We start from the raw sequence: 12,982 nt of genomic DNA, 5'->3' as shown, positions 1-12,982 counted from the left end.
GATCCGGTACCGAAAGGATCCGTCAGGGACGCAATCAGCGCACCCTGAGAAATAGTGGTGTAATAGGTGGTCTTGTTGGCCGAAAGACCCGGCCCGCCGCCCGCGCTGCCGCCTAGGCCGATGCCCAAGCCGATGCCAAGGCCCGGCATCAGTAGAGCCCCAGCATGGAGGCAGCCGTGGTGCCGGTCGCCAGAATGCGACGCGGGCGGAAGGGGATCAGCGCCCCGGCTGGCACATTCTTCCACGTCACGCCGGTGGCGGATGCTGGAGCGCCTACGCCGATCATCGTGATATCGCCGCCCGTGCCGACATAGACCCCCTTCGGAATGTCGGGCAGGTCTGTGGAATCGCTTGGAGTGATCGCGACGGCACGCGTGGCGGGGCTAGATACCGTGTCCGCCGAGGAAGAAAATACGTCAGCCATCGTCAGTCCTTTCGAGGGTTCGGGGTGTTGGTCGGCCAGGCGCTCCACAGCAGGCGGCGCTTCGCCTCACAGGCGGCAAGCGCGATGTCGCCATTGCGAATGGCCCGTTCGGCGTCGGCGCTCGACATGCTGCCGTCAGCCTGGATGGTCAGAGGAATTGGATGGCACGGGTCCGCCGCCGCCTTCGGTCGATCGGGAAGGGTCGGCAAAGAGGGCGTTGCGATCCTCTGCCGCTCCCCGCACGCGGTCAGCAGCAAGGCACAAAGCCCGGCCAGCATCGGTCTGTTCATAGCGCGTCACCGTGTCTCTGGATCGGAGGATGATGGGTTGCCGGTTGGCGAGGTCGGCGGCGTAGCCTTGTGCGGCGGTCGCCAGCCGGTCCGCGTAATCGGCCTGCGCATTCAGGCGGGCCTTGTCGGCGGCGGCGATGCTCTCGGTCCACGCGGCCCGCTCATTGGTCAGGGTCAGCCGATAATCGGCCCGCAGATAGTCGAGGCGCGCGACCCAAAGGCCCATCGCCGCGATAGCCGCGAACGGCCACAGGCGGACCAACGTAGCCGCGTTCATGCCTCATTGACCGACAGCGGTTGCCCGGCGGCGGACAGTCGTACCGGTTTGCCGATCACGGGCAAGCCAGCGGGCCAGCGCCGGGCCACGCAACGGGCCTTCGCAATGCGGGTGGTGGTCACGGCATCGCTCTGATTGCCGCCCAGCACCCGGTACGCCGTGTCATCCTCGCCGACATAGAAGCCGACGTGCCCGCCGCCCTCGCGCTCGAAGACCAGCACCGCGCCCGGTGCCAGCGCATCGGCCGCGATCGGCTTGCCCCAGGTTGCCCACGCCTTCGCGCGGACCGCGATCGGGGGCGGGGTCAACCCGGCTTCGGTGATGCACTTGGCGACGAACAGGCCGCACCACGGCACGCTGTCGGCATTGAAGACCATGCCCAGCACCTTGGTCCCGAGCGCCTTGGCCCAGCCCATGATGGTCGGATTGTTCGCGGGGCCGGGCGTTTCGCGCACGCCAAGTTTCGCCCGCGCGGCGGTGAGCCACGTTGGTTCGGTCATATCGATGTCCTTTGTTGGAGACACGAGCCCGACAGCCGGGCTATTCGGATCGGGCCGGCACCATCCCCCCGGTGTGTCGGCCGCAGGGGCCGCCTATTCTCCCTAACGGCGGCCCCTGTTTTACGGCTGCGGCTGATCGGTGCCCGGCAGCTTCGACCGCACGAAATTTAGCGCGATTGCGATGATGCCCGCGCCCAGCGCGCCGAGGCCGGTGCCGTAAATAAGCGCCAGCGCCGGATCAGGCCGAAGCCGCATCACTGCCCCCGCGGTGAAGAGCAGCGCCAGGATCGTCACTGGCGCATCGACCGTCCAGCGGTGCTGCTGGCGATCGGTCTGGGCGACATAGAAGCGGACTGCCAGGCAAGCGCACAGCGCGGCAATCATGCTGCCAGCCTCGAAGGGATAGCCAGCGAAATGCCAGATGGTGGGCGCGCTCGTCGCGACGGTCGCCCCGGTATCCCGTGCAACGGCCGCAGCCGCGACGGGGATGAATGCGCCCATGGTCGCCCCCATTTTCCAGATCATCGAGTGGAGACCACGCCAATCGCCGCGATCAGGCTCAGCAGCGCGATGTAGGCCGGGCGTTTCAGCATCGGCAGGCTCGACCACATGTCGATCGGGAAGGGCCTGCGCCGCAGCTGCACGACCATGCCCCGCGCCGAGAGATAGAGAAGCGCCAGGCCGGTCAGGCCGAAGCACATGGCGATAGGATCGATGAAGCGCTGGAACGTCAGCCACCAGCCCGTCCCCGCAGGATCGCGGATATTCCAATTCCAGAGGACGACGGCGTCGGCGCCACGCGTCAGGAATATCCCCATGGCAAAACAGAATCCCGCCCAGCGCCAGATCGAGACGGGATGGGAGGGGCGGTCGACCGCCCGATTGCGGTGCCATGCCCTGATCGCGTCGACTGCGAACATCAGCGCGACGACGGTGGCGAAAGTCATGACGGCGAGGTTGAGGACGACCAGCCATCCGTGGCCGTCGAATGACGGGGGCGCGACAGTGGGCGGCCCGTCCGCGACCGCACGGGCCGCGAAGCTTGCATTGTCCATCGATTTCACTCCGAAAGAGCGGGGGCCGCGCTAGACGGCTGACCCAATTGCCGTCAGGCGACCTTGACCCAGTTCGTGCCGCCAGTGTTCTGGTAGAGGCTACCGTCTGCGCTGTAGCCGACGCGCTCTGTACGCGTGCCAGCCGGGTATGCCTGCTCGATTGGCCGGTCCCACGCGGCCACCGCCGCAGAGCGCCAATTGCGGGTCAGGAAGGCGCGATTGCCCGTATAGGTAAAGGTGGCCGATCGCCCGTTGATCATCTCGACCCGCGCCTGCGAGGCCAGAGCGACGTCCTTCACATAGCCACCGTCGACTACCGCGACCGCATTGAAAGCGCCGGTCATGCGCGCGATGTTGCAGGCGCGGAAGGTGATCGGCAGCTTGTCCGCGGCGGGCTCGCGGGTATCGAGAATCTCACCAAGCGACACCTTCTCGAATACGATGTTGCCAATGATGTTCTGGCTGCAATTGATGGGCTGCGCGATCGTGCCGCCTTCGATGACGATGTTCTGTCCGTTGAATGCAAAATCGATCCGGTTGATTTGCGGCTCCAGCACGCTCGTGTCCTGTCCGAGGGTGCACAGGCCAGACACTGCCGGTGTGGTCAGAAGGATACGACGCGACGGCGCCATCTGGGAATAATCCCGGCACCCCAGGTTCGAAATCTGGAGGCCGGTGCCGTAATCGGTGAACACGAGGGCACCGGGGCAGGCCATCTCGCGGAAGCTCGACGCATCCCCGTTCATCGTGATCCGGCAGGGCGCACCGCTTCCATCCGCCAGTCGGGCAAGCGGTTCCCCAGCAGGCCCGACCCGATTGGCTGCTTCGGCTGCATCGACTTCTCGGGCATGGATGACCGCCTGATCCACCGAGCTATTAGACAGGAGGAACCTGTAGTTTTCGTACGACCCGCCGCCCTCGTCGGCGGTCAGTATCGTCATCCGCTCCGAGTGGATGTTCTGGACGCGGCAGCGCAGCAGGTCGGCAAAGATACCCTTCTGGTACGCCTGCTCGACCTGAATGGAGGAGATTTGCGTGGCGTTGAACGTGTCCCCGCCCGCCTTCAACCACAGAGCCCAGCTATCCAGGTCACCGGACAGCTCGACCGAGAGGCGACCGATGAGGCTATCCCAGACCGCCTCGCCGCAAATGCCCATGCCCTTGAAGCCATTAACCCGGATCGCACCGACGTTGAGCCAGCTGCCCTTCAGATAGACGCCGTTTAGATCAGCACTGCGATCACCCTCCACCGTGAGGTTTCCCAGGATCTGGGCGCCGACCACCCGGCCCTCGCCAAAGCCTTTCGTGGGATCGCCGATCGTCACGGCGTAGCCGGTCGGGAAATTTCCGGATGGATCGGGCCGGATCGCCTTGCCGAACCCGGCCATGATGATGGGCACACCAGAGAAATCCAGGCCAGACCGCACCTTCCACGCCGTCGGTGCGGGCGTCAGGTCGAGAGGCTTGCCGGACAGAGCGGCATAGGCTGCGGCCTTTTGCAGATAGCCGCCATCGTCTGCGACACCATCGCCGACCGCGCCAAAATCTAACGGGCTGACGGGCAGATCACGGACCCGTACCCGCATCGTGCGCGGGGTCGCCCCGGTGCCGGGCGATTGCCAGCCCACCCGGTCTCCACCGTCGGCAGCCGCCAGCCCCGCCGGAGTCAGCGCGCGGGAAATCTCGGTCGAGCCGCTGCTGGTACGGCGGTAGAAGATGAGGGTACCCGCCCCATCATCTGTCGAGAATAGCTGATTGGCGGTCGTCGCGGCCTCGCCAGCGGCCTTGGTCGGATAGTAGCGCGACGACGCCAAAGCGCTTGCGCTCGCAAGCTCTGCGGCATCCCGCCCCGCTTCGGCCCGTGCCGCAGCATCAGTCGCCTTTGCCGCCAGCGGCGCAATCAGGTCGGCACCATCAATCTGTACGGTCACTTGCTCTTCTCCGAATGTCATGCGGGCGGACGTCCAGACGTCGGCGACAGGGCGCAGAGGGAGGCCATAGGGCGCAGCACGATTGGTGGGGGCGGCGTTGGCGCCGGTGACGCCATCGCCAGTGATCTGGAATTCGCCTTTGGCCAAGCGACGCTTGCGGCCCGCGATTATCACCTGCCAGTCCCAGGCCAGCGTCGTCGCATCGCCGACCTCGCCCGCATAGGGCAGCGACTCCATGGTCGTCTCGTTGATGACGATCTCGACATGGGAGGTCGGAACACCGATGTCGTCGCTGGTGACTTCGACCAGTCGCAGGCCCTGCGCGTTACCGTTCGTCACGGTTGTCAGGTCGACCAGCGGGGTGCCGGGGACATCGCCGTACAATCGAATCTGCGCACGCATCTCGATGCCGGTGAGGTCCAGCCCCACGACGAAGATGTGGCGCACGACGGCGCCATAGCGATCGGCGATGATCGGCAGATAGGCGGTATGCGCCATATGGTGCTCCGATTTACGGTTAGGGGAGTCGTTCTTCGGGGTAGCGGATCGGTTCGCCGCCGCTGGGCGGGCTGGATCCACCACCATCCGACGGATTTCCGCCAGGGGCCGGGGTCGTGACCGAGCCGACATAGTGGCGGGCCGGTGCGGTTGACGATGGGAAGGCCTGGGCACCGTCGGTCGTGGCAATGATGGTCACCGCGCCGCCCGCGCGCGCCGCGTCGTCGTAATAGAAGAAATAGGTCGTCGAGCTGGTCAGTCCGCTGATCGTCAAGCCGGTCACCGCGACAGTGCGGTCCTGATAAACCCGGCTATGGTCCGAGATCGTCGCCGTCGCGCTGCCCCCTGCATCCGCCGCACTGATCGCCGCACCGACCGTATAGCTAGTTGCGATAATGAGCTGCGCCAGGGCTGCAGGCTCTGTTTCGATCGGGTCCGCACGGTCCAACTGGCCGGTCTGGCCGACCAGAAGATAGGTCTCAGGGTTAAACTCGAAAATATCGGGGCCGTGCTCTTCAAGCTGCAGAGCGACCGAAAAGTCCGATGCTAAACCCCAACTCGTCACCTGAAAGGCATAGTTACTGAGGCCATAGCGCTGGGTAGCGATCGTCACTGTATCAAGCGTCGAGATGGCCAGGCCCATGATGTTCATCGGCCAAGTTACTCGGCGTTCTGCCGCGCTCTTGCGGAGGTAGATTTCCAGCAAACGCTGCCCTGCCCACGGGCTGGTGATGTGCGGGAGGTCATAGGACTGCTGCCGCACGTCCGAATCGTTGGTCGATCGGGTCGGCACGTCGCGCGGCTGATAGAGATTGATCGGGTCGACGTAGCTGCCGGAAACTTCCGTCGCGATCTCGTCGCCCGCGAGCAACGCAGGGACGGTGATCGGTCCGGCGAGGTCGCGCTCCTGAAGCTGCGCCGATGGTGGCACATAATAGCCCGGCCGCATCAGCATCTTGCCGCCCGAGAATGTGAACGATCCCGCACAGCAGGTGACGAAGGTGTCGCGAACCTCACTTGGTGCGGCGCCGGTCTGGATGTAACTGTCGAAGGCGAAACGCGCCTCTGGACCGCCAGGGGTCTGGACTTGCTCGTCGCTCACATTGGCCTGCGCCGAGACCCAATCCCAATCGATCTCGTCCGGATAGGTGCCAAAGCCGCCTTCCTCGCGAGCCAACGCCATCCAGTCGTAGAAGACGAGGGCGGCGTTGCGGGTGTAGCCGCGTGCGCCAGTCCGAGGGTCGAGAATGTCGTCTTTCCCCTCGATCTCTGCGGTGATGTTCGGCATCCCCGCCTGTACGACCTCGTCGACCATTTTGAATTTGGCGTAAATCAGCGCCGTGCCGCGCCCCCGGTGCGCTGCGGTCCACTTCCCATCGGTCTCGGATACGAACGTCGGGTGGGCCTGCTGATCATCCGTCCCGCGCATGAAATACAGCCATGCGTTGTTGGCATAAGTCCCGCTGGTCACCTTGCCCGAGCCATCAACGGTGACTTCGTCATCGCCGAGATACCAGCGGGTCACGCCCTTGCACCGGTGCCCCGCGACCGCGATCACGAAATAGCGGAAGTCCTTCCCCTTTGGATGAAAGAAAATCAGCAGGCCGCCGGCGCGCCGCTTACCGTAAATGATGAAGCTGTTCGAAATCGCCTGGCGGAAGATGGACGGCGTTGCGTCGGTGCGGGGCTTACTCGACAATAGCGACATGCCGGCCGCGACGGCCGCCGTCAGCGTCGCCGCCACCGCAGCGGTTACAGCCGCCGTGGTCGCTGCCGATGCCGATGACGCCAGAATGGCCGCTGAAATCTGGGGCGCGAAGTACGCAATAGCCGCCGCAGCGGCGATAACTGCGACCGCTTTCAATACCTTGCCCAAGTGGCCCCTCCATAGGACAAGCATGCCGAGGGAGAATCGGATGCTATTGCTCGGTCTTTTGCTGGTGGTCGGCGCTGATGATGCGGCACGGGCCCAGGGGTGGGCGAAGAAGGCAAAGCCTATCGCGACCTGTACGACGGCTTCGGAATGCGATGCGAAGTGGTCTAAGGCCAAGGCATGGGTGCAGGCGAACAGCCGGTTCCAGATCGCGGTCGACCAACCCAATCTGCTGGCGACGCATCAGCCGATCTACGCGAATACCGACCTTTCGTTCGTCATGGAGCGTAGAATTCGGCCTGCCGGGGGCTTCGAAATCGCAGCGCGCGCGTGGTGCGGGAACACCATTACTTGCAAGCCCAAGCCGAAGGTCGCTTTAGCGAACCTTGCTCAGGCTATCGGAAGCTAGACGCCAAGCCGCATCTGCGTATTTCACCGGTACCATGTCACCGCCGAAGAATTCAACGTTGTCGCCGCGGCATATACCAATTGCCCAGCCGCGGCGTACAATGTCGCCACGCATTGCCGTTCTCAGCGGGATCGGGTCGCCATGCACGGCGCAGATCACACCATCCATCGTCCGAACGCCAAGCCGTCTCATCATCGCAGCCCACTCGCGCGGGCAGCGCGGAGAGGGGCCGACGACGTCGCAGATGTCTCCGCCACCGCTCGCCAGAACGTGAGCGCGCCAGGTGTCCCCACAGTGCGCGGCCCAACCTGGATCAATCACAGCACCGGGTCCTGGCGGGCCTTTGCCCATAGGACGGGAACCTCAACCATGCGTGATGTGTACTCGAACGCGCGATCACCAGGGTAACGCCGCTGCTGCCACCAGTCGGTGAACCGCTTTATCGCTGGGCGGCGCTGGTCTCGCATCCGGCTCTCGCCGCCCGCACTGACGGTGATGGTCTCGCCCGCGTCGACAATCTCATAGCTGTCGAGCCTGCCGACCCAGAGCTTCTTGAAGCCGATGACGTTCTGATAGGTCGCGTCGACTGCGCCTACGAACAACTCGTAGAGGCACCCTCGCTTTGCCTGGTCAGCGACATCGTCTCGAAACTCGGATGGGACCTGATATAGGGTTGCCTTCACGCCGACCGCCGAGCCGTCCGTGCCCTCGCCGATGGTATCGATCGCGCCGAGGCCACCGATCGCGTGCCAATCCTGCCCGTCATAGCGGATCGACATATTGCCGGTGATGGCATGGACGGGGTCGGGCAGGTCGATATGCACGCCGATGAAGGGGCGAAGCTCGGGCTTCTCGATCTCCGCCGATAGGCTGGGGTCGAGGTCACGGATGCCACTCACAGCAGGTCCTCCACGAAGTCGAGGGTATATTCCGATGCCTCGCCAACGGTCGTTTCGTTCTGTCCCGCATCTTCGCCGGTAAGTTCGAACCGCCCGGTCACGGGCCAGCGCGGCACCGCTCCGCCGCCGATCGCCTGCGACAGCGGCGGGTTGATCCCGATGATCGCTGCACCCGTAGCGTCCGCGAGGATGGTGCCCGCGCCGCTCACTGCGCCACCGGCCGCCAAGGTGGCCGCCAGCGAGACGATATGTGGCCGCCCGTCGCCGCCGATGTAATCGCCAGCGCTTAACGCTCGCCCGCGTGGAGCGAACCCACGCATCACGACAAACGTTGCCCCCGCAGGTGCCGCATCGATGGTCAGCGCCGCCGCAATTTGCTGGGCTTGCAATGGCCGCGGGCGTCGGAAGTCGTGGAAGACGGCCTTATTCAGGCCGCCCTGCAGGTCGGCGATCAGGCTGTCCAGGCGGGGCCCAAAACCCGCCGCATTGCCGGTCAGCGGCGCGCCCTCGTAGCCGCCGCGAAAGGTCAGTCGGGCGATCCAGCGAGGGGCGGAGAGGCCATAGACCTTTCGAGTGCGCGTGAACGGGCTTTCCTGGCCGCCTATGTGGGGTTGGAGGTAGAACATGACCCGGTAGGGAATCAGGTCGGCTGGCCATGCGATATCAGCCACGCCGACGATCCTGGTCGCGGATGCCGTTTATGGCGGCGACGCGCGCGGCGTCCGCCACACGATAGACCTCGGACCGTGTGGCAAGATCTACAGCACCGCTGAAGTTGATCGTCTGATTTACGACAGGCGCATTGGGCGCGCTGGCGTCAGGCTTGCTGATATCGACCATCTCCCCCTTGCTGAGCCGCATCGACACGACGTTCTGATCGATCCCGCTCATACCTCCGACCTTAAACGAACCGCCGGTCGCGAACCGGGGCAGGCTGCTGGTATCCAGGGCCATCGGAATGCGCTCCGAGATGCCCCAGCCGCTCGTGTCGACCGGTGAGAACGTGCCCTTTTTCCCGAATAGGCTGCCCAGCGCGCTACCGAGGCCGGACAGCAGGCCACCGCCGCTGCTCTGCCCGCTGCCAGCTTGGCGGAACAGGTTGGCGATCACGTCGGCTAGGCTGTTCAGGGCGTCCTCCATCCCCTTCGCGACGCGGTTCTTCCAAAAATTCTGGAACCAGTCGCCAAGGTTTCCATCGAGCGCCGCCCGGACGCCATCCTTGAAGGTCTCGCGGAAGGCGCCGGTTAGGCGTGCCTTGTCCTGCTCGCTCCACTCCGTTGTCGCCTGGGTGCGAGCGCGATCGGCATCCATACCCTGTCGCTCAAGGTTGCGAGCGCGTTCACGAATGTCGATCTCACGCTGAAGCTGACGGATGCTCTCTTCGCTATCGCCACGCGCCTGCGCCAGACGGAGCGCACGGTCCTGCGCATCGTCGGCAAACCACTGGTCGCGGACACGCTGGCGGGCGGCATCGACCTTGGCCTGATCGGCTTCGGCCAGCCGGGTCGCCTCTGCGAGGTTCTTGGTCTGCTCATAGTAGTACGCGACCCGCTGCTTTAGCTCGACCTGACGCGCGAGGCTGTCCTCCAGCGCTCGGTTGTTGCCCAGCTGGGCAACGTCGAGGTCGACCTTTGCCTGCTCGTCGGCGATCTCACGGGCAGCCGATGCGGCTCGCCCCGCCTGGATCGTCGCCATGTCACGGTTCGCAGCCACGCGCGCCTGATCGAGGGTGAGGCCGGTGCGTTGATAGGCCTCGACCTGACGCTCCAAGTCGAGCCGGTCCTGAATGCGCTTGACGGATTCACGGTCGCCACGCTCGCGCGCCGCCTCAAGCTCGGCCGCCAGCTGCAGCTGATCGCGGTTGGTACCGTCGAACGTTGTGTTGCGGCCTTTAGCGTGACGCGATCCGGCCCGACCGGTCTTCGGCTTCTCGAAGCTGACATCACGCGTGCCGGCCGGTCGTGCAGCAGGTGCCTCAACCTTTGGCGCGGCGGGGAGCGCGGCGTTGTCGTTCGTTGCGGCGGCCTGCCCCAAGCCAAGCTTCGTCTTCAGCGCGGCGTACCGGTCGCCGATCCACTTCGCGGCGTTGCCGACCCAGGCCATGATGGCGCCGAACTTGTCGACCAGCCAGCCCTTGACCCCCTCGTAAACGCTCTTTGCAGCGGACACGACGCCAGGAAACGCCGCGCCGACTGCGGCGACCGCGCCGGTGATGATCGACGTGAACGCCTCGCCCAGGGCGGAGAAGCCGTCGACCAACCATGCTTTGGCGGCCTCGTACACCGCCTGGAGGGGCAGCGTGACACCGGGCACGATCATGGCGATCAGGTCGATCACCGTCTGGCATGCAGCATCAACGGCGCTGGTTGCCGCATCCCATGCGCCAGCGAAGTCGCCGGCCAGCAACGCGCCGACGGCGGTCACCACATCTTGGACAACCGAGATGATGCCGGAAATCGCGCGCACTGCCATCTGGAGGCCCGCCACCAACGTCGCGCCGATGAGTTCGATAAGCGCTGCGACCACCGTCCCTGCGACGTCGAGCAGGACGTTGAACAAGCTGCCGAGGCCGCTGATCGCGGTACCGATCGGGCCTTGCACGATGGAGGTGAACAGGGTGCCGAGTTGGGAAAACAGCGCCATGAGCGGTGGCCCGAGGGTGGACTGCGCCGTCGTCCAGACCTGCTGGAGAGCGGGAACAACGCTATCCTTCAAGAGCAGAAGGGCCGAAATGGCGATGCCGACAGGACCGGCTAGGCGAAGGAAATAGCCGGCCACGGCCTGTAGGCCCTTCGTCAGTCCGAACTGGGTCAGCAGGCGCGTGACGACGATCGCGGCCGTCGAGAATGGCTCGATGATGAAACTTATGGCGGTACCGAGGATGCCGAAACCGCGCGCGATTTTCGCGACGATCAGGGCAGCAAGGCCGCCGAGGGCGAGCGTGACCGGGCCGATGACCGCCGCCAGCGCGCCGAACGCGACCCCGATCTTCAGGAAGATCGGGTTGGCGCGCGCCATGCTCTCCAACACGCCAGCCATCGCCGTCTTGATGTTGGTCATGATATCGAGGAGCCCTGCCTCGCCAATCGATATCCTGAGGCTTTCCCACGCGTTGGCGAGGCGAGTCGTCGCGGCAGCTTCGCCCTCCAGGCGCTTGGCGATCTTCGCCTCCACGTCGCCGCCGGATAGTGTGGCCTGGGTCTTCTCGATACCTGCGCGGCCCTGCTCCATGAGCGCGATCGCAGTACGTGCCGCATCCGATCCGAAGATTGTCTTCAACGCGTTGGTGCGGGACCGATCCGACAGGCCGGCAAAGGCCTTCCGCAGCACCTCGGCCTGCTCGGCAAGCGGCTTCATCCGACCGGTCTTCAGGTCAAAGAACTCGATGCCCAGCGCCTTCATGGCGCGTTCGGCCTCATCGGAGACCGGCACGAGGCTCTGGATATACGTCTTGAAGGAGGTGCCCGCGTCCGAACCGCTGCTGAACTGAGTGCTGGTCGCCGCGACTGCCGCCGCAAAATCGGTGAAGCTCAGGCCTGCGGACGCGGCGACGCCGCCGCCCTGTGCGACTGCACCGGCAAAATCCTCGAAGCCGAACTTGGACGCGTCCATCGCGCCGACCACGTTCTTGACCACGAACGGCAGCTGACTGGCCGTCACCTTGAACTGGCCCATCACATCGGTGACGAGACCCGCCGCCGGAGCGAGGTTGACGGCGCCAGCTGCCGCGAGGTCGAGGGTGGCTTTCAGGCCGCCGCCGAGAATGTCCGAGGTGGCGAGACCTGCGAGGCCCAGTTCTTCGATTCCGTCCGCCGCTTCGGTTGCGCCCTTGCCGACGCGCGGGCCAAGTTCGCGTGCTTGGTCCGACAGCTGTTTCAGCTGCTCGCCGGTGACATTGTCGAGCGCCGCCTCGACGCGCTTCATCGATGCCTGGAAGGTGCTGGCCGTCTTGATCGACGTCACGCCCATGGCGGTCAGCGGTACCGACAGCCCGGCAGTGAGGCCGGCGCCAACCGTACGGGCCCGTTCGCCCAGGTCGTCCAACGACTTCGCCAACGAATCACAGGCGTTGCGCAAGACGGACATATCGCCGCGCGCACGGCCGACAGCCGGTGACCAATTCGAGGTGTCGAGGACGAGCACGCCGCGCAGCGCGCCAATGACTGCTCCCGTGCTCATCGGTTATTCTCCCTGTGGTCCGGCCACTGACGACCACATTTGCGCGAGCGTCAGCATCGCGTCGGCGGTCATCGCCCGGCGCTTCGGCTTCCGCTGCTTCTTAGCTTCAAGGTCTTTGAGCGGGGGCATCCGCTTCATCTTCGGCAGAGCGGCGATGTGCCACACAGCCCAGGCGCGCGCGTTATGTTCGGCCTCTGCCCGGCGCTTTCGGCCCTCGACCAGCAGCGCCATCAGCCTTGGGGTCGAGCGGAAGAAGGCCTCGTGCGAGCCCAACCCCAACTCAACCCAGATGATCAGGGCTTTCGACCAGTCCCAGTCTTCTTGATCGTCGTCCCGTTTCCCCCCGTGTCCGCGGACGGATCGGGGAAGGCGGCCTGGAATGCCTGGCCGACCGCTTCGGCAGCCTCACGGATGCCCAGACGATAGATCAGGTTGCCCGCCTCCAGGTCGGTCATCGAGCCATGCTTCGCCTGAAGACCGATACGGAAGACGCTGCGCATCTTGGACGGGCTTTGGATCGCTTCGCCCATCTCGGCGACATCGAGCTCGAGCTGCTCCTCGATCGCGCACAGCGCGTTGAAGTCATAGACCAGCGTGAACGTCTCGCCGTCGATCTTGACCGTCACTTCGCCCTTGGGGTTCGCCAC

Annotated in this window: 15 protein-coding genes; 1 reads left to right on the top strand and 14 read right to left on the bottom strand. The window is 65.0% G+C overall.

Annotated features, from left to right (window positions below; all coding sequences use genetic code 11):
* Window positions 1-148 precede the first annotated feature (148 nt).
* The 8 genes from NZL82_RS15740 to NZL82_RS15705 all read right to left on the bottom strand — a co-directional run bounded on the left by NZL82_RS15740 (window position 149) and on the right by NZL82_RS15705 (window position 6,851).
* Window positions 149-424 (bottom strand): hypothetical protein, encoded by a 276-nt coding sequence (locus tag NZL82_RS15740; protein ID WP_184107181.1) that lies wholly within the window; start codon window positions 422-424, stop codon window positions 149-151.
* Between the two features lie 2 nt (window positions 425-426).
* The gene (locus NZL82_RS15735) at window positions 427-552 is read right to left on the bottom strand and encodes a hypothetical protein (protein WP_261270696.1); all 126 of its coding nucleotides are present in this window, start codon (window positions 550-552) and stop codon (window positions 427-429) included.
* Between the two features lie 7 nt (window positions 553-559).
* The gene (locus NZL82_RS15730; RefSeq protein ID WP_261270695.1) at window positions 560-991 is read right to left on the bottom strand and encodes a hypothetical protein; all 432 of its coding nucleotides are present in this window, start codon (window positions 989-991) and stop codon (window positions 560-562) included.
* Complete coding sequence (locus NZL82_RS15725) at window positions 988-1,491, bottom strand: TIGR02594 family protein (protein WP_261270694.1); 504 nt, start codon at window positions 1,489-1,491, stop codon at window positions 988-990. The genes NZL82_RS15730 and NZL82_RS15725 overlap by 4 nt, the downstream gene beginning before the upstream one ends.
* A 120-nt stretch (window positions 1,492-1,611) precedes the next feature.
* Window positions 1,612-1,992 carry a hypothetical protein gene (locus NZL82_RS15720; protein ID WP_261270693.1) on the bottom strand — a complete coding sequence of 127 codons (381 nt, stop codon included), beginning with the start codon at window positions 1,990-1,992 and terminating at the stop codon, window positions 1,612-1,614.
* 20 nt (window positions 1,993-2,012) lie between these two features.
* Window positions 2,013-2,546 (bottom strand): hypothetical protein, encoded by a 534-nt coding sequence (locus tag NZL82_RS15715; protein WP_261270692.1) that lies wholly within the window; start codon window positions 2,544-2,546, stop codon window positions 2,013-2,015.
* 53 nt (window positions 2,547-2,599) lie between these two features.
* Window positions 2,600-4,975, bottom strand: coding sequence for a hypothetical protein (locus NZL82_RS15710; RefSeq protein WP_261270691.1), 2,376 nt, complete (start codon window positions 4,973-4,975; stop codon window positions 2,600-2,602).
* Between the two features lie 19 nt (window positions 4,976-4,994).
* Window positions 4,995-6,851 carry a phage tail protein gene (locus NZL82_RS15705; protein WP_261270690.1) on the bottom strand — a complete coding sequence of 619 codons (1,857 nt, stop codon included), beginning with the start codon at window positions 6,849-6,851 and terminating at the stop codon, window positions 4,995-4,997.
* Between the two features lie 40 nt (window positions 6,852-6,891).
* On the opposite strand from NZL82_RS15705, the gene NZL82_RS15700 reads away from it, so the two are divergent.
* Window positions 6,892-7,257 (top strand): hypothetical protein, encoded by a 366-nt coding sequence (locus NZL82_RS15700; RefSeq protein WP_261270689.1) that lies wholly within the window; start codon window positions 6,892-6,894, stop codon window positions 7,255-7,257.
* On the opposite strand, the gene NZL82_RS19855 is transcribed toward NZL82_RS15700, so the two are convergent.
* The 6 genes from NZL82_RS19855 to NZL82_RS15675 all read right to left on the bottom strand — a co-directional run bounded on the left by NZL82_RS19855 (window position 7,225) and on the right by NZL82_RS15675 (window position 12,982).
* On the bottom strand, window positions 7,225-7,608 hold the full coding sequence (locus tag NZL82_RS19855) for a DUF6950 family protein (protein ID WP_405051382.1): 384 nt from the start codon (window positions 7,606-7,608) through the stop codon (window positions 7,225-7,227). The two genes, NZL82_RS15700 and NZL82_RS19855, sit on opposite strands and share 33 nt — an antisense overlap.
* On the bottom strand, window positions 7,575-8,156 hold the full coding sequence (locus tag NZL82_RS15695; RefSeq protein WP_261270688.1) for a hypothetical protein: 582 nt from the start codon (window positions 8,154-8,156) through the stop codon (window positions 7,575-7,577). The genes NZL82_RS19855 and NZL82_RS15695 overlap by 34 nt, the downstream gene beginning before the upstream one ends.
* Entirely contained in the window at window positions 8,153-8,827 is a 675-nt protein-coding gene (locus tag NZL82_RS15690; RefSeq protein WP_261270687.1) for a hypothetical protein, read from the bottom strand. The genes NZL82_RS15695 and NZL82_RS15690 overlap by 4 nt, the downstream gene beginning before the upstream one ends.
* The gene (locus tag NZL82_RS15685) at window positions 8,820-12,335 is read right to left on the bottom strand and encodes a phage tail tape measure protein (RefSeq protein WP_261270686.1); all 3,516 of its coding nucleotides are present in this window, start codon (window positions 12,333-12,335) and stop codon (window positions 8,820-8,822) included. Before NZL82_RS15685 ends, NZL82_RS15690 begins: the two co-directional genes overlap by 8 nt.
* Before the next feature lie 3 nt (window positions 12,336-12,338).
* The gene (locus tag NZL82_RS15680) at window positions 12,339-12,566 is read right to left on the bottom strand and encodes a hypothetical protein (RefSeq protein ID WP_261270685.1); all 228 of its coding nucleotides are present in this window, start codon (window positions 12,564-12,566) and stop codon (window positions 12,339-12,341) included.
* A 62-nt stretch (window positions 12,567-12,628) separates the two neighbouring features.
* Entirely contained in the window at window positions 12,629-12,982 is a 354-nt protein-coding gene (locus NZL82_RS15675; protein ID WP_261270684.1) for a GTA-gp10 family protein, read from the bottom strand.

It is taken from the genome of Sphingomonas sp. LC-1, from assembly GCF_025371035.1.
GTDB classification, from domain to species: Bacteria; Pseudomonadota; Alphaproteobacteria; order Sphingomonadales; family Sphingomonadaceae; genus Sphingomonas; species Sphingomonas sanguinis_E.
The sequence above is the reverse complement of the archived record's forward strand: the minus strand, read 5'-3'. Positions and strand labels throughout refer to the sequence as shown.

Excerpts from the sequence above, each read along its gene's own strand:
- NZL82_RS15740 (WP_184107181.1), bottom strand. The coding sequence starts at position 424 with ATGGCTGACGTATTTTCTTCCTCGGCGGACACGGTATCTAGCCCCGCC.
- NZL82_RS15735 (WP_261270696.1), bottom strand. The coding sequence starts at position 552 with ATGTCGAGCGCCGACGCCGAACGGGCCATTCGCAATGGCGACATCGCG.
- NZL82_RS15730 (WP_261270695.1), bottom strand. The coding sequence starts at position 991 with ATGAACGCGGCTACGTTGGTCCGCCTGTGGCCGTTCGCGGCTATCGCG.
- NZL82_RS15725 (WP_261270694.1), bottom strand. The coding sequence starts at position 1,491 with ATGACCGAACCAACGTGGCTCACCGCCGCGCGGGCGAAACTTGGCGTG.
- NZL82_RS15720 (WP_261270693.1), bottom strand. The coding sequence starts at position 1,992 with ATGGGCGCATTCATCCCCGTCGCGGCTGCGGCCGTTGCACGGGATACC.
- NZL82_RS15715 (WP_261270692.1), bottom strand. The coding sequence starts at position 2,546 with ATGGACAATGCAAGCTTCGCGGCCCGTGCGGTCGCGGACGGGCCGCCC.
- NZL82_RS15710 (WP_261270691.1), bottom strand. The coding sequence starts at position 4,975 with ATGGCGCATACCGCCTATCTGCCGATCATCGCCGATCGCTATGGCGCC.
- NZL82_RS15700 (WP_261270689.1), top strand. The coding sequence starts at position 6,892 with ATGCTATTGCTCGGTCTTTTGCTGGTGGTCGGCGCTGATGATGCGGCA.
- NZL82_RS19855 (WP_405051382.1), bottom strand. The coding sequence starts at position 7,608 with ATGGGCAAAGGCCCGCCAGGACCCGGTGCTGTGATTGATCCAGGTTGG.
- NZL82_RS15685 (WP_261270686.1), bottom strand. The coding sequence starts at position 12,335 with ATGAGCACGGGAGCAGTCATTGGCGCGCTGCGCGGCGTGCTCGTCCTC.
- NZL82_RS15680 (WP_261270685.1), bottom strand. The coding sequence starts at position 12,566 with ATGGCGCTGCTGGTCGAGGGCCGAAAGCGCCGGGCAGAGGCCGAACAT.